The organism is Roseitalea porphyridii, assembly GCF_004331955.1.
GTDB lineage: Bacteria > Pseudomonadota > Alphaproteobacteria > Rhizobiales > Rhizobiaceae > Roseitalea > Roseitalea porphyridii.
Window position 1 is genome coordinate 1,740,339 of sequence record NZ_CP036532.1, and the last position, 22,092, is coordinate 1,762,430.

Annotated in this window: 20 protein-coding genes and 1 tRNA gene; 12 read left to right on the forward strand and 9 right to left on the reverse strand. The window is 66.0% G+C overall.

What is annotated here, in order from left to right:
• Window positions 1-184: 184 nt before the first annotated feature.
• Window positions 185-565: a hypothetical protein gene (locus tag E0E05_RS08520; RefSeq protein ID WP_131616323.1), complete on the reverse strand. Its 381-nt coding sequence runs from the start codon at window positions 563-565 to the stop codon at window positions 185-187.
• A gap of 137 nt (window positions 566-702) precedes the next feature.
• On the opposite strand from E0E05_RS08520, the gene ppsA reads away from it, so the two are divergent.
• Window positions 703-3,084, forward strand: a complete 2,382-nt coding sequence (gene ppsA / locus E0E05_RS08525) for a phosphoenolpyruvate synthase (RefSeq protein ID WP_131616324.1) — start codon at window positions 703-705, stop codon at window positions 3,082-3,084.
• A 118-nt stretch (window positions 3,085-3,202) separates the two neighbouring features.
• Here the strand turns inward: ppsA and E0E05_RS08530 are convergent, their stop codons facing one another.
• Window positions 3,203-4,696: an L-lactate permease gene (locus tag E0E05_RS08530; protein ID WP_210215776.1), complete on the reverse strand. Its 1,494-nt coding sequence runs from the start codon at window positions 4,694-4,696 to the stop codon at window positions 3,203-3,205.
• 349 nt (window positions 4,697-5,045) lie between these two features.
• Here E0E05_RS08530 and E0E05_RS08535 point away from each other — a divergent pair, with 349 nt between their 5' ends.
• Window positions 5,046-6,650: an isocitrate lyase gene (locus E0E05_RS08535; RefSeq protein ID WP_131616325.1), complete on the forward strand. Its 1,605-nt coding sequence runs from the start codon at window positions 5,046-5,048 to the stop codon at window positions 6,648-6,650.
• Window positions 6,651-7,138: 488 nt separating this feature from the next.
• Here the strand turns inward: E0E05_RS08535 and E0E05_RS08540 are convergent, their stop codons facing one another.
• On the reverse strand, window positions 7,139-8,014 hold the full coding sequence (locus E0E05_RS08540) for an ATP-binding protein (protein ID WP_131616326.1): 876 nt from the start codon (window positions 8,012-8,014) through the stop codon (window positions 7,139-7,141).
• Between the two features lie 142 nt (window positions 8,015-8,156).
• Between E0E05_RS08540 and yajC the strand changes: the two genes are divergently transcribed.
• The 6 genes from yajC to E0E05_RS08575 all read left to right on the forward strand — a co-directional run bounded on the left by yajC (window position 8,157) and on the right by E0E05_RS08575 (window position 14,583).
• Window positions 8,157-8,507: a preprotein translocase subunit YajC gene (gene yajC / locus E0E05_RS08545; protein ID WP_131616327.1), complete on the forward strand. Its 351-nt coding sequence runs from the start codon at window positions 8,157-8,159 to the stop codon at window positions 8,505-8,507.
• A gap of 114 nt (window positions 8,508-8,621) precedes the next feature.
• Window positions 8,622-11,201 (forward strand): protein translocase subunit SecDF, encoded by a 2,580-nt coding sequence (secDF, locus tag E0E05_RS08550; protein ID WP_131616328.1) that lies wholly within the window; start codon window positions 8,622-8,624, stop codon window positions 11,199-11,201.
• A 19-nt stretch (window positions 11,202-11,220) separates the two neighbouring features.
• Window positions 11,221-11,622 (forward strand): Mth938-like domain-containing protein, encoded by a 402-nt coding sequence (locus E0E05_RS08555; protein ID WP_131617960.1) that lies wholly within the window; start codon window positions 11,221-11,223, stop codon window positions 11,620-11,622.
• A 615-nt stretch (window positions 11,623-12,237) separates the two neighbouring features.
• On the forward strand, window positions 12,238-13,077 hold the full coding sequence (locus tag E0E05_RS08565; RefSeq protein ID WP_131616329.1) for a phytoene/squalene synthase family protein: 840 nt from the start codon (window positions 12,238-12,240) through the stop codon (window positions 13,075-13,077).
• 70 nt (window positions 13,078-13,147) lie between these two features.
• Window positions 13,148-13,582 carry a hypothetical protein gene (locus E0E05_RS08570; protein WP_131616330.1) on the forward strand — a complete coding sequence of 145 codons (435 nt, stop codon included), beginning with the start codon at window positions 13,148-13,150 and terminating at the stop codon, window positions 13,580-13,582.
• A complete protein-coding gene (locus tag E0E05_RS08575) occupies window positions 13,582-14,583 on the forward strand; it encodes a sterol desaturase family protein (RefSeq protein WP_131616331.1) in 1,002 nt (333 codons plus the stop codon). Before E0E05_RS08570 ends, E0E05_RS08575 begins: the two co-directional genes overlap by 1 nt.
• 15 nt (window positions 14,584-14,598) lie before the next feature.
• Here E0E05_RS08575 and E0E05_RS08580 read toward each other — a convergent pair whose 3' ends face one another.
• The 5 genes from E0E05_RS08580 to E0E05_RS08600 all read right to left on the reverse strand — a co-directional run bounded on the left by E0E05_RS08580 (window position 14,599) and on the right by E0E05_RS08600 (window position 18,067).
• Complete coding sequence (locus tag E0E05_RS08580; protein WP_131616332.1) at window positions 14,599-15,153, reverse strand: peroxiredoxin-like family protein; 555 nt, start codon at window positions 15,151-15,153, stop codon at window positions 14,599-14,601.
• Window positions 15,154-15,266: 113 nt separating this feature from the next.
• Window positions 15,267-15,872, reverse strand: coding sequence for a hypothetical protein (locus tag E0E05_RS08585; protein WP_131616333.1), 606 nt, complete (start codon window positions 15,870-15,872; stop codon window positions 15,267-15,269).
• 77 nt (window positions 15,873-15,949) lie between these two features.
• The gene (trmFO, locus tag E0E05_RS08590; RefSeq protein WP_192900458.1) at window positions 15,950-17,371 is read right to left on the reverse strand and encodes a methylenetetrahydrofolate--tRNA-(uracil(54)-C(5))-methyltransferase (FADH(2)-oxidizing) TrmFO; all 1,422 of its coding nucleotides are present in this window, start codon (window positions 17,369-17,371) and stop codon (window positions 15,950-15,952) included.
• A 124-nt stretch (window positions 17,372-17,495) separates the two neighbouring features.
• Window positions 17,496-17,645: a DUF1127 domain-containing protein gene (locus E0E05_RS08595; RefSeq protein ID WP_131616334.1), complete on the reverse strand. Its 150-nt coding sequence runs from the start codon at window positions 17,643-17,645 to the stop codon at window positions 17,496-17,498.
• Window positions 17,646-17,920: 275 nt separating this feature from the next.
• Entirely contained in the window at window positions 17,921-18,067 is a 147-nt protein-coding gene (locus tag E0E05_RS08600; protein ID WP_072041397.1) for a DUF1127 domain-containing protein, read from the reverse strand.
• Between the two features lie 209 nt (window positions 18,068-18,276).
• Here E0E05_RS08600 and E0E05_RS08605 point away from each other — a divergent pair, with 209 nt between their 5' ends.
• The 4 genes from E0E05_RS08605 to tig all read left to right on the forward strand — a co-directional run bounded on the left by E0E05_RS08605 (window position 18,277) and on the right by tig (window position 21,779).
• Complete coding sequence (locus E0E05_RS08605; RefSeq protein WP_131616335.1) at window positions 18,277-19,458, forward strand: DUF2157 domain-containing protein; 1,182 nt, start codon at window positions 18,277-18,279, stop codon at window positions 19,456-19,458.
• Window positions 19,458-20,042, forward strand: a complete 585-nt coding sequence (locus tag E0E05_RS08610) for a GDYXXLXY domain-containing protein (RefSeq protein WP_131616336.1) — start codon at window positions 19,458-19,460, stop codon at window positions 20,040-20,042. The genes E0E05_RS08605 and E0E05_RS08610 overlap by 1 nt, the downstream gene beginning before the upstream one ends.
• Before the next feature lie 111 nt (window positions 20,043-20,153).
• A tRNA-Leu gene (locus tag E0E05_RS08615) sits at window positions 20,154-20,238 on the forward strand.
• Between the two features lie 80 nt (window positions 20,239-20,318).
• Window positions 20,319-21,779, forward strand: a complete 1,461-nt coding sequence (gene tig / locus E0E05_RS08620; RefSeq protein ID WP_131616337.1) for a trigger factor — start codon at window positions 20,319-20,321, stop codon at window positions 21,777-21,779.
• A gap of 64 nt (window positions 21,780-21,843) precedes the next feature.
• Here the strand turns inward: tig and E0E05_RS17335 are convergent, their stop codons facing one another.
• On the reverse strand, window positions 21,844-22,005 hold the full coding sequence (locus E0E05_RS17335) for a hypothetical protein (protein WP_158629312.1): 162 nt from the start codon (window positions 22,003-22,005) through the stop codon (window positions 21,844-21,846).
• Between the last annotated feature and the right edge of the window lie 87 nt (window positions 22,006-22,092).

Consider the following 22,092-nt stretch of genomic DNA (forward strand, 5'->3'; position numbering starts at 1 on the left):
AGAGCCATGCCGAGCCTGCTGGCGGCACCGGATCGAGGCTTTGCGCTCCTCTTTCAACCCGCTGAAGAAGAACCGAGACCTGTAATCGGTCGCCCCTCACCCAACTGCGAGAAGTGCGCGCTTCACACGCGCGGTCTCGTATCCCACTTCCCGCCAGCGGGGAGAGGGAGGGCTGGATTGACGCCTACCGATATCCCGCCATGTGCATCATCTTCAGATGCGCCACGGCGGCGAGCAGCGCCAGCGGCATGGCCTTGGCGTTGCCGATACCGACGAGCTGGTCGTCGTCGGGCCCGCGCGTTTCCTTCAGCGTACACCGCCAGACCGTGTTGGGCGCCTTGCTGGCGTGGCCGTCGAACGACAGCGCCCAGCCCGGATAGGCATGGCCGACCACGTTCACCGCGCCATCGGTTCCGGCCAGAAGGGCCGCTCTCGCGTCGCGCGCGGTGAGCTTTCCGTCCAGCCGATCCTCCAGCATCCTTGCGGCTGCGTCGGCCAGCGTGTCGTCCATCGCCTCGGCCGCCTCGCAGCGCTCGTGCAACGCCTTCAGCTCCGCTTCATTCATATCCGCCTCCCGCAGGTTCACCTCATCAGCACCTTATTCGGCGTTGCGCGCCCTCCCTTGATACGGGTCAAGGAACGCGCTTCGCAACACCGATAGGGGTGGTGCAGCGATGATCAGGCCGCAAGGGAGGGAACCCGGTGCTTAGCTCAAACCAAAATGTGATCTTTTTCGAGCAACTGGCGCGCGGGGACGTCGCCAAGGTCGGCGGAAAGAATTCCTCTCTCGGCGAGATGGTCCAGCAGCTTGGCGGCAAGGGCGTCTCGGTGCCCGGCGGTTTCGCGACGACCTCGGATGCGTTCCGCGCCTATCTCGCCGCCAATGACCTCAACAGCTTCATCCGCGATCAGGTCGAGCGCTTCGATGATGGCCGGCTGACCCTCAAGCAGGCCGGTGAAGCCATCCGTGAGGCGATCTTCGCCGGCGACTGGCCCGACGACATCCGCACCGACATCCTGACCGCCTACAAGGAGCTCTCCGAACGGGCGGGCACGGAAAATCTGTCGGTTGCCGTGCGTTCGTCGGCCACCGCCGAGGACCTTCCCGAGGCAAGCTTCGCCGGCCAGCAGGAGACCTATCTGAACGTCCATGGCGAAACCGCGCTGCTCGAATCGTGCCGGCGCTGTTACGCATCGCTGTTCACCGACCGGGCGATTACCTATCGCCGCCACCATGGCTTCGACCATCTGGAGGTCGCCCTTTCGATCGGCGTCCAGCAGATGGTGCGCGCCGACATCGGCGGCTCGGGCGTGATGTTCTCGATCGACACAGAATCCGGGTTCGACAAGGCGGTGCTGATCAACGCCGCCTGGGGCCTTGGCGAGAACGTGGTCCAGGGCGCGGTCAACCCGGACGAATACGAGGTCTACAAACCGTTCCTGACCAACGAGAAGCTCAAGCCGATCATCGAGAAGACGCGCGGCTCCAAGGACATCAAGATGGTCTATGCGCGCGAGGACGGGGCGATGACCCGCAACGTGCCGACCTCGAAGGCCGAGCGCGCCGCGTTCGTGCTCGACGATGACGAGATCATCGAACTGGCACGCATGGCGGTGACGATCGAGGACCATTACGGCCAGCCCATGGACATGGAGTGGGCCAAGGACGGCGAGACCGGCAAGCTCTACATCGTCCAGGCCCGGCCCGAGACGGTGCAGTCGCGCGCCAATGCGGGCACGCTGAAGAACTACACGATCGACAACAAGGGCAAGACGCTGCTCACCGGCCTTTCGGTCGGCGGCGCGGTGGTCGCCGCGCCCGTCTGCCTGATCGAGCACGCCCGCGACATCGACAAGTTCATCGACGGGGCGATCCTGGTTACCTCGACCACCGATCCCGACTGGGTGCCGATCATGAAGCGCGCCTCGGCGATCGTCACCGACCATGGCGGACGCACCTCGCACGCGGCCATCGTCAGCCGCGAACTGGGCCTGCCGGCGATCGTCGGCACGGGCGATGCAACGCACGTCCTGCACGACCACCAGGAGGTCACGGTCTCCTGCGCCGAGGGCGACCACGGCTTCGTCTATGAGGGGTTTGCGGACTACGCGTCCGAGGAAATCTCGCTGACCGACGTGCCAGAGACGAAGACGAAGATCATGCTCAACATGGCAAGCCCGTCGGCCGCGTTCCGCTGGTGGCGGCTGCCCGCCGAAGGCGTGGGCCTGGCGCGCATGGAGTTCGTCGTCAACAACGTCATCAAGGTCCACCCGATGGCGCTGATCCATTTCGACACGCTCAAGGACGAGGACGCCAAGGCCGAGATCGCCGAGATTACGCGCGGCTATGACGACAAGGCCGACTTCTTCGTCGACGAACTGGCGCGCGGCCTGTCGCGCATCGCCGCGGTCGCCTATCCGCACCGGGTCATCGTGCGCATGTCCGACTTCAAGACCAACGAATATGCCGAACTGCTGGGCGGCCGCGACTTCGAGCCGAAGGAGGAAAACCCGATGATCGGCTGGCGCGGCGCCTCGCGCTACTATGCCGACGGTTACCGGCCCGGTTTCGAGCTCGAATGCAAGGCGATCAAGAAGCTGCGCGAGGAGATGGGCTTTGACAATGTCATCGTCATGATCCCGTTCTGCCGGACGCTGACCGAGGCCGACAAGGTGCTCGAGGTGATGGAAGGCGCCGGGCTCAAGCGCGGCGAGAACGGGCTTGAGATCTATGTCATGTGCGAGATACCGGCCAACGTGATCCTCGCCGAGCAGTTCGCCGAGCGCTTCGACGGCTTTTCGATCGGCTCGAACGATCTGACCCAGCTCACCCTCGGCGTCGACCGCGATTCGGGCGAACTGGCCGACGTGTTCGACGAGCGCGACCCGGCTGTCCTGTGGATGATCAGGTCGATTGTCGAACGCGCGCACAAGGTCGGGGCCAAGGTCGGCTTCTGCGGGCAGGCGCCGTCCAACTCCCCGTCCTATGCGAAACTGCTGGTCGAGGCCGGCATCGACACCATCTCGGTCACGCCGGACAGCTTCCTTGACGTGAAGGGCCATGTGAAGGAAGCCGAGGGGTAGGGCGCTCGGCGGCCTCTGCCAATTAAACCCCACCCTTCATCCCTCCCACGCTTGCGGGGGGGGTATGACGGGTGGGGGCATAACTGAACCGTGCGTGCGGGGGGTCCTGAGCCCGCCCTCAGGCAATCGCCCACACCATCAGCCCGGCAGCGATCAGCCCGACGAGCGCGACGGGCGCTGTCTTGCGCATCACCGAGCCTTCGCGCCCGGCCGCGTCGACCGTCGCGCAGCCGGCGATGATGTTGTGCGGCGCGATGATGTTGCCGATCGCCGCGCCGACGCCCTGCGCTGCCGCCATGGCGACGGGGGCGAGGTCGAGCGCGGCCGCTGCCGAGGTCTGGAACTGGCTGAACAGGATGTTGGAGGCCGTCGCCGAACCGGACACGAACGTGCCCGACGCGCCCACGAACGGCGCCAGCACCGGCCATGCCGGACCGGTCAGCGCCGCCGTCGCGGCCAGCGTCTCGATCATGCCCGAATGGACCATCAGCCGCGAAAGGGCGAGCATGATCACCAGTGCGACGCCGACCGGCACGAGGCGCCTGAGCGCCGCGCCGAGCGACGGGCCGACGACCGCCCACTGGCCGACGAGCAGCGCCCCGGCGACGATGCTCGCCATCATCAGCGTGCCCGGATGATAGAGCGGCGCGAAGCTGCCCGCGAACACGTCGTGCCAGCGCCAGTCGAAACTGATGCCGGTCGACCATGCGCGCACCGGCGAGGCGAGCCGGGTGGCGAGAATGAGAACGGTCAGGAACAGGTAGGGCAGAAGGTCCGGCAGCAGCGACCGCAGATCGACCCGCTGCATCGGCGTGAAGGCGCGCAGGATGCCCAAAAACAGGCCAAGTCCGATCATCGCGCCGGCAAGTGCGGGCAGTTCCGGCCCGGTGAAGGCGGCGAGCGCGACGAACGGCACCAGAAAGCACACGCCGGCGATGAGCGCCCAGCCCGCATCGCGCCAAGTCAGCGGCCGGTCGTCGGCGATCCGCACCAGCACGAGCAGCAGGCCGATGCCGATCACCGCGTTGAGCCCGGAAGCCATGCCGGCGAGCGCCTGCGGGTCGATGCCGGTGATCTCGATCTGCGCAAGCGTCGGCGTGCCGACGGCGCCGAACGGCACCCCCGCCGCATGGCCGACGAGCGCCATCGTCACCGCGCGCAGCGGCGAAAAGCCGATGCCGACGAGCAGCGGCGCGGCAAGCGCCACCGGCGTGCCGAAGCCGGCCGCGCCCTCGAAGAAGAGGCCCAGGAACCAGGCGATCAGCAGCGCCTCGATCCGCCGGTCGCTGGTCACGCCGGCGAGCGCGGCGCGGATGCGGCCGATCCCGCCCGAGCGCTGCTGGTATTCGAACAGGATCAGCGCTGCCAGGATGATCCACAGGATCGAGGCGGCCGAATGGGCTGTCTCGGCGGCGATGCCGGCGACCGCAGCAGCCGGCCCGGGCACCGTGGCCGGCGTGATCCCGAAGACGGACGCGGCCAGCACGAGCGCGACGGCAAGGCCAGCCGCCCCGGCGGTGATTGCCGACCAGCGCAGCACCGCCATCGCCACGATGACCGTCGCAAGCGGTGCTGCCGCAAGAAGCGCGGTGGCAACGGTCTGGTCGGTCAAGCGGTCGGTGCCCCTGCAATCTGGACGGTACGGCCGGGTGTGGAATTAGTCGATCGACCGCGCCCCGGCAAGCGCGCGCCCGCCGCACGTATCAAGCATGGCGCCTGTCACAATCGTTACAACTCGACACGTCGGCGCCCAATCACGCGCCCGATTTACACGAATTTGACAACGCATATGCAGCATTCGCGTGCCATCGGCGCCCGGAATCGCTATCGAAAAGCGCATCAGGCCGTTATGAGACCGGTTCCGCGCCGCAGAAGGCGTCTTCCTGACCGAGGCTATGACAGGCTTTTACAAATTCCGACGCGATCCCGACACGCCGGGACGCCATGCCAAGGAGCCGACCATGAGCTACCAGACAGAAATCCAGACCGCGTCCGACCTGATCTCGGCGCAGGGGACGCCGTGGGACGGCATCAACGCCGAATATGTCGCCCGCATGCGGCTTCAGAACCGGTTCCGGACCGGCCTCGACATTGCCCGCTACACGGCGAGGATCATGCGCCAGGACATGGCCGCCTACGACGCCGACCCCGCCAACTACACCCAGTCGCTGGGCTGCTGGCACGGTTTCATCGGCCAGCAGAAGATGATTTCCATCAAGAAGCACTTCGGCACGACCAAGGGCCGCTACCTCTATCTTTCGGGCTGGATGGTCGCCGCGCTGCGCTCCGAGTTCGGCCCGCTGCCCGACCAGTCCATGCACGAGAAGACCTCCGTGCCGGCACTGATCGAGGAACTCTACACGTTCCTCAGGCAGGCCGATGCGCGCGAGCTGGGCGGCCTGTTCCGGGAGCTCGACAAGGCGCGCGACGCCGGTGACGAGGTGACGGCGGCGGCCGTCCAGAAGAAGATCGACAATCACGAGACGCACGTCGTGCCGATCATCGCCGACATCGACGCCGGCTTCGGCAACGAGGAAGCGACCTATCTGCTTGCCAGGAAGATGATCGAGGCGGGCGCCTGCGCCCTGCAGATCGAAAACCAGGTCTCGGACGAAAAGCAGTGCGGCCACCAGGACGGCAAGGTCACCGTGCCGCACGCCGATTTCCTCGCCAAGGTCCGCGCCTGCCGCTACGCCTTCCTCGAGTTGGGCGTCGATGACGGCATCATCGTCACGAGGACCGATTCGCTCGGCGCCGGCCTGACCAAGCAGATCGCGGTTTCCAACGAGCCCGGTGATCTCGGCGATCGGTACAACTCCTTCCTCGATTGCGAGGAGGTGTCGGAAGAGGAGATCGGCAACGGCGACGTGCTGATCCGCCAGGACGGCAAGCTGATGCGCCCGAAGCGCCTGCCGAGCGGCCTGTTCCAGTTCAGGAAGGGTTCGGGCGAGGATCGCGTCGTGCTCGACTGCATCACATCGCTGCAGAACGGCGCCGATCTTCTTTGGATCGAGACCGAGAAGCCGCATATCGGCCAGATCGCGTCCATGGTGGACCGCATCCGCGCCGAGGTGCCGAACGCCAAGCTGGTCTACAACAATTCGCCGTCCTTCAACTGGACGCTGAACTTCCGCCAGCAGGTTTATGACGCCTGGGTCGAGGCCGGAAAGGACGTCTCCAGCTACGACCGCGACCGGCTGATGAGCGTCGACTATGACGGATCGGATATTGCCGCCGAAGCCGACGAGCGCATCCGCACCTTCCAGGCGGACGCGGCGCGGCAGGCCGGCATCTTCCACCATCTGATCACGCTGCCGACCTACCACACGGCCGCCCTTTCGACCGACAATCTCGCCCGCGAATATTTCGGCGAGCAGGGCATGCTGGGCTACGTCAAGAACGTCCAGCGCGAGGAAATCCGCCAGACGATCGCCTGCGTCAAGCACCAGAACATGGCCGGCTCGGACATGGGCGACGACCACAAGGAGTATTTCTCCGGCGAGGCGGCGCTGAAGGCCGGCGGCACCGAGAACACGATGAACCAGTTCGCCGTGCCGGCGGAGTGACGAACCAAGGGTGGCGGGCCAACCTTGGTTCGTCACCCTCGGGCCTGACCCGAGGGTCCATTCCCTTCCGCTGCCTAAGCACGCCCGCTCTTCGTGAGCGGGCGCTTTTCGTTGGCATCACGGAATGGATCCTCGGCTCAAGGCCGAGGATGACGGCGGTGCCGTCACCCCTCCAGGCGCTGCCCCAACCGCCCCGCCAGATCGGTGATAAACTGCGAGCGCCGGTTCTCGTAGCGGGCGTTTCTCGGTTGCATCACGGAATGCAATGTCGACGGAAGACCGTGGATGGCGGGGAGGGGCGCGACACGCTTTTCCCTCTCCCCGCTCGGCGGGTAGAGGGATACGAGACCGCGCGAGCGATGCGAGCGCTGGTCGCAGTTGGGTGAGGGGCGCCGGTTTGACGTGTCGAGCGATGGCGCCGCCCCTCATCCGTCCCCTCGCTGCGCTTGGGGCCACCTTCTCCCCGCACACGGGGAGAAGGGTTGGCGCTACCCCTCCAGCCGCGTTCCCAGCCGCCCCGCCAGGTCGGTGATGAACTGCCAGGCGACCCGCCCCGAACGGGCGCCGCGTGTCGTCGCCCATTCGAGCGCATCGCGGCGCAGTTCCTCGGGTTCCACATCGAGCCCGTAATGGGCGACATAGCCGTCGATCATCGCCAGATACTCGTCCTGCGAGCATTTGTGAAAGCCGAGCCACAGGCCGAACCGGTCCGACAGCGACACCTTTTCCTCGACCGCTTCGGACGGATTGATCGCCGTCGACCGCTCGTTCTCGATCATGTCGCGCGGCAGCAGGTGCCGCCGGTTCGAGGTGGCATAGAAGATGACATTGTCCGGCCTGCCCTCGACGCCGCCGTCGAGCGCCGCCTTCAGCGACTTGTAGGACGTGTCGTCCTGGTCGAAGGACAGATCGTCGCAGAAGACGATGAAACGGAATGGCTCGGCCTTGATGCGGGTCAGGAGCCGGGGCAGGGCGTCGACATCCTCGCGGTGGATCTCGATCAGCTTGAGCGGCGGTTCGGCCCCGGCGGCGTTGATCGCCGCGTGAGCCGCCTTGACCAGCGAGGATTTGCCCATCCCGCGCGCGCCCCAAAGCAGCACATTGTTGGCCGGCAGCCCCCGTGCGAAGCGCTGCGTGTTGTCGACCAGGATGTCGCGGACCCGGTCGACGCCCTTGATCAGGCCGATGTCGATGCGATTGACCTTCGGCACGGCCGACAGATGGCCCTGATCCCAGATGAAACAGTCCGCCGCGGCAAGATCGGGGTCCGGCGGGGGTGGCGGCGCCAGCCGGTCGAGCGCGGCGACGAGCCTGTCCAGCCTGTCGCTCAGCGTGGTGGCGATGTCGGCATCGGTCCGGTTCATGCGATCCTGTCGGGCTCGGCACCGGTCCGGCACGGCCGGCCGATTGTCCCCGGTTTCGGTTGCATCGGGGCTTTGCCTGACTATATTCGCGGCAAATTTCAAGGCCCGCTGCGGGCCGAACCGTTCCATGGAGTTCTGTTTGATGTTTGTTTCACCGGCGTTCGCACAGGCTGGCGGCGCGGCCCAGGGGCCAAGCCTGATCATGAGCCTGCTGCCGTTCGTTCTGATCTTCGTGATCATGTATTTCCTGATCATCCGCCCGCAGCGCCAGCAGATGAAGAAGCGCGAGGAAATGCTCGCCGCGATCCGCCGCAACGACACCGTCGTCACCGGCGGCGGCGTCGTGGGCAAGGTGACCAAGGTGCACGAGGACGAGGGCGAACTGGAGGTCGAGATCGCGCAGGGCACCAAGGTGCGCGTGCTGCGCTCGATGGTCGCCGATGTGCGCGTGAAGGGCGAGCCGGTCGCGGCCAACGACGCCAAGAAGGGCTAGGGTCGGCGCCTGCGACGCGCCCCAGCGCGCGCGGACGACAACACGCCCCAATTTCGCCAGGCGGCGCCGGCAGGCAGGCCTTGGCCGACGGACAGTTTCGGGACATGATCTGACATGCTCTATTTCGCCCCCTGGAAGACGGTTCTGATCTGGCTGACGGTCGCGGTCGGCGTGCTGTTCGCGCTGCCGAACCTCTATCCGCAGTCGGTCCGCGACAGCCTTCCGGAGATCATCCCGAACGACACGCTGGCGCTCGGGCTCGACCTTCAGGGTGGCGTGCACCTGCAGCTCAGGCTCGACCGGCAGGATCTCGTCGAACAGCGGCTCGAAAGCGTCGCCGACGAAGTGCGCAGGGCGCTCAGGGCCGAAGGCATCGGCTACACCGGCCTGTCCGGTCGCGGCCAGCGGGTCAGCTTCACCCTGCGCGATCCGGCCGACGCGGAGGCCACGCGCGAGGCCCTTTCGGACCTGACGACGCCGATCCAGACCGGCGTCCTGACCGGCGGCACGGTGCGCGAGGTCACGATCGACGAGGGCGCCGATGGCCGTTTCGTGCTCGACATCACCGATCAGGGGCTCGACTACCGCATGGCGAGCGCGCTCAGCCAGACGGTCGAGGTCATTCGCGGCCGGATCGACGAACTGGGCACCACCGAACCGGTGATCCAGCGCCAGGGCGCCGATCGCATCATCGTGCAGGTGCCCGGGCTCGGCGATCCCGAGCGTCTCAAGGACCTGATCGGCACGACCGCGCGGCTGACCTTCCAGATGGTCGACACGACCGTTTCGACCGAGGAGGCGCTGCAGTCGCGCCCGCCGGTCGGCACCGAGCTTCTTTATTCGACCGACGATCCGCCCGTGCCCTATGTGCTCGAGACGCGCGAGATCGTCACCGGCGAGAACCTGGAGGACGCGCAGGCCGGCTTCGACCAGCGCACCAACGAGCCCATCGTCACCTTCCGCTTCGACGGCACCGGCGCGCAGCGCTTCGGCCGCGCCACGCAGGAGAATGTCGGCCGTCCGTTCGCCATCGTGCTCGACGACCAGGTCATCTCCGCGCCGGTGATCCGCGAGCCGATCCTGGGTGGCTCGGGCCAGATATCAGGCAACTTCACGGTCGATGGCGCCAACGATCTCGCCATCCTGCTGCGCGCCGGCGCGCTGCCGCTCAAGCCGACCTTCGTCGAGGAGCGCACGGTCGGGCCCTCGCTTGGCGCCGATTCGATCGCGGCCGGCGAGATCGCCGGCATCATCGGCGCGATCCTCGTCGTCGGCTTCATGTTCGTCGCCTACGGCTTTCTCGGGCTGATCGCCAATCTGGCGCTGCTGATCAACATCACGCTGGTGATCGCGGCGCTCTCGGCGCTCGGCGCGACCCTCACATTGCCGGGCATCGCCGGCATCGTCCTGACGGTCGGCATGGCCGTCGATTCCAACGTGCTGATCTTCGAGCGCATCCGCGAGGAACGGCTTGGCGGGCGAAGTCTGATCCAGGCGATCGACGCGGGCTTCCAGCGCGCCTTCACCACGATCGTCGACGCCAACGTGACCACGCTGATCGCCGCGATCATCCTGTTCTATCTCGGCTCCGGGCCGATCCGCGGCTTCGCGGTGACCCTTGCGATCGGTATCGTCACCACCGTCTTCACCGCGTTCATCCTGACGCGCTGGATGATGGCCTTCTGGTTGCGCCGCCGCAAACCCAAGGAACTGCCGCTCGGCCTTGGCAGGCATCTGCGCCCCGACACCCACATCAAGTTCATGTGGCTGCGCCGCTACAGCTTCACCCTGTCGGCGCTGGTCGTGGTCGCCTCGATGGCTTTGTTCGCCACGGTCAACATGAACCTTGGCATCGATTTCAAGGGCGGCTCGCTGGTCGAGGTACAGGCGATCGAGGGCGAGGCCGACATCGGCGCCATCCGCACGGACCTTTCGGACCTCAATCTGGGCGACGTCCAGGTGCAGGGCTTCGGTGCGCCGAGCGACGCGCTGATACGCATCGAGAGCCAGGGCGGTGGCGACAATGCCGAGCAGAGCGCCATCGCCAAGGTGCGCGCCGTGCTCGAGGACGACTACAACATCCGCCGCGTCGAGGTTGTTGGGCCGACCGTCTCGGGCGAACTGGCGACCGCCGGCACCATCGCGGTTCTCGCCGCGCTCGCGGCGATCCTGATCTATATCTGGCTGCGGTTCGAGTGGCAGTTCGCGCTCGGCGCGATCATCGCCACCACGCACGACGTGCTTCTTACCATCGGCATGTTCGTGGTGACCGGGCTCGAATTCAACCTGTCGAGTATCGCGGCGATCCTGACCATCGTCGGCTATTCGCTGAACGACACCGTGGTCGTCTACGACCGCGTGCGCGAGAATCTGCGACGATACAAGAAGATGCCGATTCCCGAGTTGCTCGACATGTCGATGAACCAGACATTGCCGCGCACCATCCTGACCTCGGTGACGACGCTTCTGGCGCTGCTGGCCCTGTTCTTCTTCGGCGGCGAGGTGCTTCGCTCGTTCGTCTCGGCGATGATCTTCGGCGTGGTGATCGGCACCTATTCGTCGATCTTCATCGCGGCGCCGATCCTGATCATGTTCCGCCTGCGCCCCGGCGCCCTGTCGCAGGAGGACGACGAGGCGAAAAAGGAAAAGGCGGCGACCGCCAACACCGCGCCCGTCGACATGGACACGGCTTAGGCGCGTCGTGGCCCACTCCATCCGCGCCGGCATCGAGATCCGCGATGCGCACTTTCCGGGCCGCGCGCCGATCGACGCTTACGGCAATGGCGGCTTCCGCTTCGCCGAGATGAGCCATCGCGGCTCGATCCTGGCGCTGCCATCGGGCATCTATGGCTGGGATGCGGCGACCTTCGAGGACATCGACCTCACGCGCCTTGAGAAGGTGGTCGCCGACGCCGACGAGATCGAGGTGCTGCTGGTCGGCTGCGGGCCGGACCTGCGCGTGCTGCCGAAGGCGTTGCGCGACACGCTGCGCACCGAGCACGGCATCGTCACCGAGACGATGGCGACCGGTGCCGCCGTGCGCACCTTCAACGTGCTACTCGCCGAGGAACGCGCGGTGGCGGCGGCGCTGATCGCGGTGGAGGAGGCGCGCTGAACGCCTGAACCGGAGTTCTCCCAACTCGTTACGAATCGCTTGATTTCGCAGACGGACTGGACCCCAAAGCGCCGCACGGCGCCCCTTGCGCCGCGTCATTCCGGAACTTGTTTCCGGAATCCAGTGGCATCGACTTCGGCGCGGTTCGCAAACTGGCAACGGCGTGGCGTCGAAGAAGGCGCCGTGGATACCGGGATCAAGTCCCGGTATGACGGAGCCGGGCATGGCGACCGGCGCCGCCGTATGCACCTTCAACGTGCTGCTCGCCGAGGAACGCGCCGTCGCCGCGGCGCTGATCGCGGTGGAGGAGGCGAGGTAGGGTGCACGCCGCCTCCCTCGCCCCGCTTGCGGGGAGAGGGATGTGAGGCTTGTGAGCGTAAGCGAACTAGCCGCAACTGGGTGAGGGGGCACTTCCCAAATAGCGGCCCCTCATCCAACTGCGACATCAACTCAGCTTCGCTTCGTTGTGTCTCGTATCCTTCTCCCCGCTCCGCAGGGAGAAGGAAGCCGCCGAACAACCGCCCCAGCCTGACCGATCAAGCAAGACGCACCGTCTGACGTCCGCTCAACCCCACCCCACTGGCCAACACCATCCACCGGTGCCATATCGGCCCCATGGGCGATACCTCCGGCGATCTTCTGAACCAGCTGCGCGAGGCCGATCGCGAGCGCTACCTGTCGGTGCTTTTTGCGCCCGAGGGCCATCGTGCCGCGCTGGCGGCACTGTTCCTGTTCAACGCGGAGACAGCGCGGCTGCGCGACATCGTCTCCGAACCGCTGCCCGGCGAGATCCGCCTGCAATGGTGGCGAGAGGTGATCGACGGCGACCGCGCCGACGAGGCCGGCCAGCACCCCCTCGCAGCGCCGCTTCTGGAGACCATCAACCGCTATGACCTGCCTGCGACGGCCCTCGACAATCTGCTCGAAGCGCGCATCTTCGATCTCTACGATGACCCGATGCCATCGCGCACCGATCTTGAGGGCTATCTCGGCGAGACCGCCTCGGCGCTGATCCAGATGGCCTGTCAGATCCTTGATGGCGGCGCGGCGCCGCCGACGGCCGATGCGGCCGGCCATGCCGGCGTCGCCTACGGCATCGCCAACCTGATCCGACAGATGCCGGTGCACCGCGCGCGCGGGCAGGTCTATCTGCCCGCCGACCTGCTCGCCGCCGCCGGCACGGATTCGGGCGGCTGGCTGGCCGAGGCCGACGATCCGGCGCATGGGCGTGCCGTCAGCGCCTTCATCGCCCTCGGCCGCGACCATCTTGCGCGCGCCGACAGGGCGCTGGCCGAGGTGCCCAAGCCGCTGCGTTCGCCGTTCGCCGTGCTCGGTGTCGCGCGTGCCGTCTTCGCGCGCGCGGACAAGGCCGGGGGCAGGTCGCGCACCACGCCCGTTGCGCTCTCGCCGGTGACCGTGCAGTGGGCGATGACCCGCCGCGCGTTCGGTTTCTGAACATCGCCTTCTTCTTTGACGTTTACGTCAAAATCGCTATACTTGTCTCCTGTGTCGGGGAGGTGAGGCCATGAATCTCCTGGTCCTGGTCGCCATCGTCGGTTTCGGGATCGGCCTGATCGTGCTGCTCGTGCATCTGACGGGCGGCTCGCGGCCGACGCCGATCGACGACAAGGCAACCGTGCGCAACCGCTTCGCCGAGGACTATCCGGATGCGGGCGTCCGGCACTGCGTGCTGAGCGCGGACGGGTTCGATGCCCTGCTGGCGCTGGAGGGCGGCGATATCGGTTTGGTCCACGCCGTCGGCTCGAAGGCGCTGACCCGCCGGTACACGCACGCCGAATTCGCCGCGATGATTGAGCTGCAGGACAGCCGGTCGATCCTGCTCAGGACCGGGGAGATGACGTTGCCGCCGTTTGCGATCCGCTTCGCCGATGCCGAGGCCCGCGCCGAGGCGATGGCCGCGCTCGGCCTGTCCGTCGTTCCCGTTTCGAAAGCCGCCTGATGAACCTCGACCAGCTCATTCCGAACTATCCGGACGTCACGCAGGTGGCGATCCCGTTCTTCATCATCGCGATCATTGCCGAGCTGTATCTGCTCAAGCGCTTCGCCGACCAGCGCAAGGCCGGCTTCGAGACGCGCGACACGCTGACCTCGCTGCTGATGGGCACGGGCAATGTCGTCTCCGGCCTCCTGTTCGGTTTCATCGCCTTCGGCGTGCTGATGTGGGCCTGGCAGTTCCGCATCCACGATTTCGGCTTTTCGTGGTGGGCTGTGCTCTTGTGCTTCATCCTCGATGATCTGCGTTACTACTGGTACCACCGCATCGCGCACCGCGCCCGTTGGGTGTGGGCCGAACATGTCAATCACCATTCCTCCCAGCACTACAATTTGTCGACCGCGCTCAGGCAGAGTTGGACGGGAACCTTCACCGGCATGTTCATCCTGCGCATCCCGCTGGTCCTGATCGGCTTTCACCCGGTGATGATCGCCTTCGTCGGCGGGCTCAACCTCGTCTACCAGTTCTGGATTCACACCGAGGCGATCGGCAGGATGTGGAAGCCGATCGAGGCGATCTTCAACACGCCCTCGCACCACCGGGTCCATCACGCCACCAATCCGCGATATCTCGACGCCAACTATGCCGGCACGCTGATCATCTGGGACCGCATGTTCGGCACCTTCGTGCCCGAACTCGACGAGGACATGCCGCGCTACGGGCTGGTGCGCAACATCGGCACGTTCAACCCGATCAAGGTGGCGTTTCACGAATGGTGGGCGATGTTCGCCGATGCGAGCCGGCCGGGCCTGACGCTGAGAGAGCGGCTCGGCTACATCGTCATGCCGCCCGGCTGGAGCCATGACGGCAGCCGCGCCGACACCGCAAGGATCAAGGCGGACTATGTGGCCCGCCATCCCGACCAGGCGGGCATGCCGGGGCTGCCGGGCGGCCGTGACGGCGTGAACGAGGCGGGCAATGGTGCACGCCGCGTGCCGGCCGAATAGGGCGACCCTGTCCGGTCAGGCCGCGGCGGTCTGCGGCAGTTCGCCCGTATACTCGCCGCGCGCCGGGTAGTTCTTCTCGATGGTGAAATCGAGCGCGGAGACGAGCTCGCGGAAATGCGGACGCACGAACGGCATGGTCTGCACCGAACCGTAGTAAAGGGTCTGCGCCGGCGTCACCATGAACAGGCCGGGCTCGGAGAACAGCGCCGGCTCCTCGATGCCGATCGACGTCGTCCCGCGCGAGGTGGAGATGTAGAGCCCCCATTCGCGCGCCTTCGAAAGCGAAAGGTCGTAGCCGAAGCGCAGGTTCTTGTTGCCGATCTTGTCGGCCATGGCGCGGGCACGCTCGTCGTCATCGGAACTCAGCGCGAGCACACCGACCCCGCGCTTGGCGAATTCCGGAGCCTGCTTGTCGAACTCCGTCAGGTAGTTCGCGCAGATCGGGCAATGCAGCCCGCGATAGAAACAGATCACCGTGCCGCGCTCGGCGTCCTGCCTGGACAGGTCGAACATGCCGTGATCGAGCGTCGGAACGACAAGGTCGGGCACTTTCTGGCGTGGTACGAGCATGATTTCCCCCGGTGGTCTGCGACTGGAGTGCCGACAAAGCACCGGTGGGCGAACACGGGCAAGTCACGGATTGGCGAGGGCCATCGGCAAAGGCCTTGTCGTCCGATGAGCCCTCAGCGCTCCGGATCGGGGATGGTCAGATCCGGCGCGGGCTCGTTCTGCTGCGTGATCGTCATGGGCGCGTCGCCGCCGAACTCGTGCATCACCTTCCATGGAAATCCGGTCTCGGCGTCCACCCAGTAGCGGCTTCGGGCGGGAACGCCGGAGGGTATGAGCACATACTCCGCCTCGAACCGGTGCACCGTCCTGCCATCGAGCGCGATGTCGTAGTCACAGATGAAGCCCGTCGCCTCCTCGGCCTGCTTGTGCAGATTGGCGGCCTGCTGGTCCATTTCCGCGTCGGACTGCTCACGCAACAAGGTCCACGTTTCGCCACCATCGCCGGTCGTATAGAACCGCCCGCCGATCCAGAGGCTGACGGGATTGTCGTTCGCGTCGAGCGCCATGCCGCGCCCGTTTGGCGTCGAAAGGGCGGCGCTCTCGATCGTGGTGTCGCCCATTTCGGTGATCACGTTCTGCCGCATCGGCACGGCATGGTTCACGTCGACCATCACCGCGCGTGTGTCGGCATCGCAGCCGACGGTGGTGGCATGAGCGGGCACCGCAAAGGCCGCAATGATGGCGACCGAGCCAGAAACAATCGTATTCCGAGAACGCATCGACCCGAATAGCCCCCTCGTGTCGCCTTTGACGACATGATTGGCGGCATGCGGCCCGTGCGTCAACGGCGTACGCGTTATTCGGCGGCGATCGGCGCCTCGAGGCCGAGCCATGCTCTGGCGTCGGCGATCGCCCGGCCGGTCATCGCCCGCTTTTTGGCCATCGCCTTGTCCTTGCCGCGAAACCGGCCCTGATGGCCGTCCGGCTTGCGGATCGCGCCGTCGGGCAGGGGCGGGAACAGGCCGAAATTGATGTTCATCGGCTGGAACGAGCGCTTGCCCGGCTCGTCGTCGGCGGTCAGGTGCCCGCCGGTGATGTGGCCGAGCAGCGCACCGAACGCGCTCGTCTGCGGCGGCAGGTCGAGCGCCTGGCCGCGCCGTTCGGCGGCCGCGAAACGGCCGGCGAGCAGCCCGATGGCCGCCGATTCCACATAGCCCTCGCAGCCGGTGATCTGGCCGGCAAAGCGCAGGCCAGGCCGCGACTTCAGGGTCAGGTCCGGGCCCAGAAGGACGGGCGAATTGATGTAGGTGTTGCGATGGATGCCGCCGAGCCGCGCGAACTCGGCGTTCTCCAGACCCGGGATCATCCGGAAAATGTCCGCCTGCGCGCCGTAGCGCAGCTTCGTCTGGAAGCCGACCATGTTGTAGAGCGTGCCGAGCGCGTTGTCCTGGCGAAGCTGGACGACGGCATAGGGTTTTTCGTCGGGCCTGTGCGCGTTGGTCAGCCCCATCGGCTTCATGGGCCCGTGGCGCAGCGTCTCGCGGCCGCGCTCGGCCATCACCTCGATCGGCAGGCAGCCGTCGAAATAGGGCGTGCCTTCCCACTGCTTGAACTCGGTCTTGTCGCCGGCCAGCAGCGCGTCGATGAAGGCGTTGTACTGCGCCTCGTTCATCGGGCAGTTGATATAGTCCTTGCCCGTGCCGCCGGGCCCGACCTTGTCGTAGCGCGACTGGTGCCAGGCGATGGTCATGTCGATCGTGTCCGTATGGACGATCGGCGCGATCGCATCGAAAAAGGCGAGCGCGTCCTGACCCGTCTCGGCGGCGATCGCCTCGGCCAGCGACGGCGCCGTGAGCGGGCCGGTGGCGATGATCGCCTGGTCCCAGTCTTCGGGAGGCAGGCCGGCCACTTCCTCGCGCACCACCGTGATCAACGCGTGGGCGGCGATCTTCTCGGTCACCGCCTGCGAGAACCCGTCGCGGTCGACGGCCAGCGCCGAACCGGCCGGCACCTGGTGGGCGTCACCGCAGGCCATGATCAGCGAGCCCGCAAGCCGCATCTCGGCGTGCAGAAGCCCGACCGCGTTCAGTTCGGCATCGTCGGAGCGGAACGAGTTCGAGCAGACCAGTTCGGCGAGCCCGTCGGTCTTGTGCGCGTCGGTGCCGCGCACGCCGCGCATTTCGTGGAGGATCACGGGCACGCCGGCCTGCGCGATCTGCCAGGCCGCTTCGGAGCCGGCGAGGCCGCCGCCGATGACATGGACGGGTGTAGCGTTCATGCTCTGCAGGTAGCGCAAGGCCGGGCGGGCTTCAACATCATCGGCGAGGAGCCCCGGTCCGCGCAAACAAGAGACCCGCCGGCCAAGCCGACGGGTCCAAATGATCGGGTTGTCCGTCGCGCGATCAGCGCAGCGCGGCGGAGCGGGCCACGCCCGGAATGTCGCCGGGGGCGAAACCGATATCTTCCAGCTCGCGCTCGGAGAGACGGCGGAGCTGGTGTTCGGTGTTCCGGACCGAACGCCATTGCTTGAGCGAGTGAGCGAATTTGATCATCGTTCTGTCCTTTCCTGTTCCGGATGGTTGTCTTCGTTCGACCCCTAAATGGGCACCTCCACGCCATCTGAGAAGCGCCATTTGGGTATGGCAGCCATGAGGATATTGCAGTGCGGCATGATCTCGAAACCGGGGCTGAAACGAAAAACACCCGCCGGGGGAGGACCGGCGGGTGTTCTTCGAATGAAGGTGCGGCAAGGGAGGAGGTGCCGTGCACCTTCATGGCCCGACCGGTCCGGGAGGAGGAAAGACCGGCGGGCGAAACGGTTGCAGCGTCAGCCGCGGACCGAGCGGCGTGCGATCTCGGCGATATCGCCGCGGGCAATGCCCAGATCGTCCAGTTCGCGCGTGGTCAGGCGGCTCAGTTCGTTGTAGGTACGGCGGGCTTTCCGCCATTCGGTGAATGAGCGAGCGATGTTCATTGTTCTTCCTTTCGGTTGACTCGCGGTTTTATCCGGCTTGTCGTTGTTTCACGACGCCGATATAGGCTTGGGGCAGGGCGCTGATAAGCGACATTTGTGCATGGCACATATGCGCTTTTGCATTGCACAATCCGGCCATGATCCTTAACCGGCGCCGCCGGCCAGCGAAAACCTAAGATACTGTTCTTGAAGAGGGAATTCCGCGGCACGTGGCAAGCTGGCTGGAGCACCAGATCCGAGATTGGCGAAATCGTGGCGTCATCGACGACGCCGTCGCGGCCGCGCTTGTCGAAGACGTTCGCAAGGGCGTGAAAAACGCTCCCAATTCCGCCGCACGGCGCTTCTCCTTCTTCCGGATCGTCGCCCTTTTCGCGGCGGTCTCGTTTGCCGCGGCGATCCTGATGTTCATCTCGGCGAACTGGGAGGCGATCCCGCGCCTGGTCAAGGCGGCCGGCGTCATGATGCTGATCGGCGCCGGGCTCGTCGGCGGAGCGCTCGTGCGCAGCCGCGGTGGACGTATCGGGCCGCGGTTGGAAGAGGCGTTCTACCTCCTCGCCGGTGCGGCCTATGTCGGGGGCGTCGCCCTTGTCGGCCAGATGTATCATCTGCCCGGCACGATCGGCGAAGCCATGGCGGGCTTTGCCCTCGGTCTCGGCATTGCCGGCGTGCTCGTGCGTGGCAATGTCCTGCTCGCCGGTGCGCTTGGCGCTTTGGCTTGGTGGTACGTCGAAACGCCAAACGCGGCCAACCTGCTCGATCGCCAGTTCGCCATCGTGGTCGCGGTCTGCGCCGCCTGCTTCGTCTTTGCGCACCTAACGGGCATGCGGCGAATGCGCATCGTCGCCGTTGCAGCGGTGCTCGTCAGCATGCTGCCGTTCCTGATCGCCACCGTCGTGCCGTGGATCATCGACATGATCGAGGCCGCCGTCGAGTTCTATCAGGGGCTGCCCGAAGGCACGCGGATCGCATTGTGGCTGCTTGTTCTGGTCGCCGGCGTGATCATCCTGCGGCTGTCGCGCGGCACGACCGAAGAAAGGGCAGGGGCGCAGCGCCTTGCTCCGGCCATCGGGTTCGCGCTCGGCGTGGGCGCGCTCGCGGTGCTGCATGCCGAAAGCGAGACGCTGCTGCCGCTGATCGTCGTGGGCCCGCTTGCGCTGGCGGTCGCGCTGTTCGCGCTGTTCGCGCATGGCGCCGCCTCGCGCCCGATCCGGTACCTGGCCTATGCGCTGTTCGTCGGCGAGATCCTGTTCCTTTATGCAGCCACCGTCGCGACGCTTCTGGGCACGGCGGGCTTCTTCTTTGCGATCGGGCTGATGCTGACCGTGCTTGCCGCGGTGATCTATGCATCCGAGCAGCGCTTCAGGCGGCGCGCGGCGGGGAGTGAACGGTGATGGCGCAAGCGACCCCGGCCAAGCCCTTCCTGTTGCCGGCCGCGATTGCCGCGACCCTCGTCCTTTGCGGGCTGATCGCCTGGATGATCGAGTCGCGCGCCGTGATCCTGCGCGAGGGCACCGAGATTGTGCTTCAAAGCGAGCCGATCGACCCGCGCGATCTGCTGCGTGGCCGTTATGTCGTGCTCGGCTATCCGTCTCAGCGGATCGGTGGCCCGTTGCTCGACCCTCTGCGCGCCGAAATCGGCGAGGGCGAGACCATCGACGACGCCACCGTCTACGTCACGCTTCGACAGGGGCCGGACGGTTACCATGAGCCTGTCGCGGTCTCGCTGGCGGAACCCGACGAGGGCCTCTTCATCCGTGCCCGCGCGACCCGCGTCGCACACGACATGACGTGGCTGTTCCTCGATTTCGGCATCGGCCGGTTCTACACCAACGAGCACCGCGCCCCCGAACTCGAACGCCGCATGCGCGAGGGCGCACTGACCGAGATCGTGGTGGCCGTTGCGCCCGATGGAACCGCGCAGATCAAGGCACTGCGGCAGGCCGGCGAAACCATCATCACCGAGCCGCTCTACTAGCGTTCGGCCGCGACCGCTCCTACATCCGGCGAGCCGGCGTTTTTCATTTGATGCGCCGGACCATGATGCTATAGGGGCCGCCACTGGCGACATGCCCCGGCGTGTTGCGTCGCGGATATGGCGGAACTGGTAGACGCGCCGGATTTAGGTTCCGGTGCCGCAAGGCGTGGGGGTTCGACTCCCTCTATCCGCACCAATTCGCCACCCAGCAGGTCCAACACCACCGGCGCCCCACACGAGGACAGGCCGACGCGCCGGCAAATCGAAGGTTCAAACATGCAGGTCACCGAAACCGTCAATGAAGGGCTCAAGCGCGAGATCAAGGTCGTTGTGCCCAAGTCCGATCTCCAGGCAAAGCTGACCGACCGGCTGCACGACGCCAAGGGCAAGGTGCGCCTGAACGGCTTCCGCCCCGGCAAGGTGCCCGTCAGCCATCTGCGCAAGATGTACGGCAAGTCGTTCATGGCCGAGATCGTCAACGAGATCCTGTCCGAGACCCCGCGCTCGATCCTCGCCGAGCGTGAAGAGAAGTCGGCCACCCAGCCCGAGGTCGACATGACCGAGGACGAGGGCGAGGCCGAAAAGGTGCTGACCGGCGAGAGCGATTTCGAGTTCTCGCTCAAGTACGAGGTCATCCCGCCGATCGAATCCAAGGACTTCTCGTCGATTGCGATCACCCGGCCGGTGGTCGAGATCTCCGACGAGGAAGTCGAAGAGCAGGTCAAGCGCGTGGCCCAGTCGGCAGCCGAGTATTCCGAGAAGAAGGGCAAGGCCGCCGACGGCGATCGCGTGACGATCGACTATGTCGGCAAGCTCGACGGCGAGCCTTTCGAGGGCGGTGCCGACGAGGGCGCACAGCTCGTGCTCGGTTCCGGCACCTTCATTCCCGGCTTCGAGGAACAGCTCGTCGGCGCCAAGGCCGGCGACGAAACGCAGGTCACCGTAACCTTCCCCGAAGATTATCAGGCCGCGCATCTGGCCGGCAAGGAAGCGGTCTTCGACGTCAAGGTCACGCTCGTCGAAAAAGCTGCACCGGTTGAGATCGACGACGATCTTGCCCAGAAGCTCGGCCTTGAAAACGCCGAGCGGCTGCGGTCGGTCGTGCGCGAGCAGATCGAGGGCCAGTACGCCGGCATGACCCGTCAGAAGGTCAAGCGCCAGCTTCTCGATGCGCTCGACGAGATGTACCAGATCGACAGCCCCGAAAAGCTGGTCGAAACCGAGTTCAACAACATCTGGGCGCAGATCACCGCCGAGCTCGAGCAGGCCGGCCGCACCTTCGAGGATGAGGAGACCACCGAGGAGGAAGCGCGCGAGGAATATCGCAAGCTCGCCGAACGCCGCGTGCGGCTCGGGCTGGTGCTTTCGCACATCGGCGAAGAGGCCGGCGTCGAGGTGACCGAAACCGAACTGCAGCAGGCGGTCATGCGGCACGTGCAGCAATATCCCGGCCAGGAGCGGCAGGTCTACGAATTCTTCCAGAAGACGCCCGATGCGGTCGCGAACCTGCGCGCGCCGATCTTCGAGGAGAAGACCGTCGACCATCTGCTCGCCGTCGCCAATGTCACCGACGAGACCGTCAGCAAGGAAGAGCTGATGGCCGAGGACGAGGAAGACGACATCGTGCCGGCCAAGAAAGAGGCCAAGAAGAAGGCTGCGCCCAAGAAGAAGGCCCCGGCCAAGAAGAAGAAGGCCGACGACGCGCCGGCGGAAGCCGAAGCCGACAAGGCCGAGTAGGCCCATCCGGCATGAAGATCTGATCGAGGCCGGCCGTCGCGCCGGCCTTTTTCATGCGTGCTTTTCAGACGATCAGCCGCACGAGCGCCAGGGCGATGAGCGCGGTGACCGCGAAGATCGCCAGGAACTTCAGGTCCGGGAACCGGCGATCGCGCGCATACGTCACCGCCACGTAGATGACCACCGCAACGGCGATCATGATCAGATCGTTGATATCGAGCGGCATGGTGGGCGTCCTTACCGGATTCTGCCCACCCCCCTGCCACCGAAGCGCAAGGCGCGCAACGCCGCGCTGGCCGGGCAGGCGACGGAC

What these genes read in the sequence shown, in the direction of transcription:
- E0E05_RS08520 (WP_131616323.1), bottom strand. Translation starts at nt 565, where the DNA reads ATGAATGAAGCGGAGCTGAAGGCGTTGCACGAGCGCTGCGAGGCGGCC.
- E0E05_RS08535 (WP_131616325.1), top strand. Translation starts at nt 5,046, where the DNA reads ATGAGCTACCAGACAGAAATCCAGACCGCGTCCGACCTGATCTCGGCG.
- E0E05_RS08540 (WP_131616326.1), bottom strand. Translation starts at nt 8,014, where the DNA reads ATGAACCGGACCGATGCCGACATCGCCACCACGCTGAGCGACAGGCTG.
- yajC (WP_131616327.1), top strand. Translation starts at nt 8,157, where the DNA reads ATGTTTGTTTCACCGGCGTTCGCACAGGCTGGCGGCGCGGCCCAGGGG.
- secDF (WP_131616328.1), top strand. Translation starts at nt 8,622, where the DNA reads ATGCTCTATTTCGCCCCCTGGAAGACGGTTCTGATCTGGCTGACGGTC.
- E0E05_RS08565 (WP_131616329.1), top strand. Translation starts at nt 12,238, where the DNA reads ATGGGCGATACCTCCGGCGATCTTCTGAACCAGCTGCGCGAGGCCGAT.
- E0E05_RS08570 (WP_131616330.1), top strand. Translation starts at nt 13,148, where the DNA reads ATGAATCTCCTGGTCCTGGTCGCCATCGTCGGTTTCGGGATCGGCCTG.
- E0E05_RS08575 (WP_131616331.1), top strand. Translation starts at nt 13,582, where the DNA reads ATGAACCTCGACCAGCTCATTCCGAACTATCCGGACGTCACGCAGGTG.
- E0E05_RS08580 (WP_131616332.1), bottom strand. Translation starts at nt 15,153, where the DNA reads ATGCTCGTACCACGCCAGAAAGTGCCCGACCTTGTCGTTCCGACGCTC.
- E0E05_RS08585 (WP_131616333.1), bottom strand. Translation starts at nt 15,872, where the DNA reads ATGCGTTCTCGGAATACGATTGTTTCTGGCTCGGTCGCCATCATTGCG.
- trmFO (WP_192900458.1), bottom strand. Translation starts at nt 17,371, where the DNA reads ATGAACGCTACACCCGTCCATGTCATCGGCGGCGGCCTCGCCGGCTCC.
- E0E05_RS08595 (WP_131616334.1), bottom strand. Translation starts at nt 17,645, where the DNA reads ATGATCAAATTCGCTCACTCGCTCAAGCAATGGCGTTCGGTCCGGAAC.
- E0E05_RS08600 (WP_072041397.1), bottom strand. Translation starts at nt 18,067, where the DNA reads ATGAACATCGCTCGCTCATTCACCGAATGGCGGAAAGCCCGCCGTACC.
- E0E05_RS08610 (WP_131616336.1), top strand. Translation starts at nt 19,458, where the DNA reads ATGGCGCAAGCGACCCCGGCCAAGCCCTTCCTGTTGCCGGCCGCGATT.
- tig (WP_131616337.1), top strand. Translation starts at nt 20,319, where the DNA reads ATGCAGGTCACCGAAACCGTCAATGAAGGGCTCAAGCGCGAGATCAAG.
- E0E05_RS17335 (WP_158629312.1), bottom strand. Translation starts at nt 22,005, where the DNA reads ATGCCGCTCGATATCAACGATCTGATCATGATCGCCGTTGCGGTGGTC.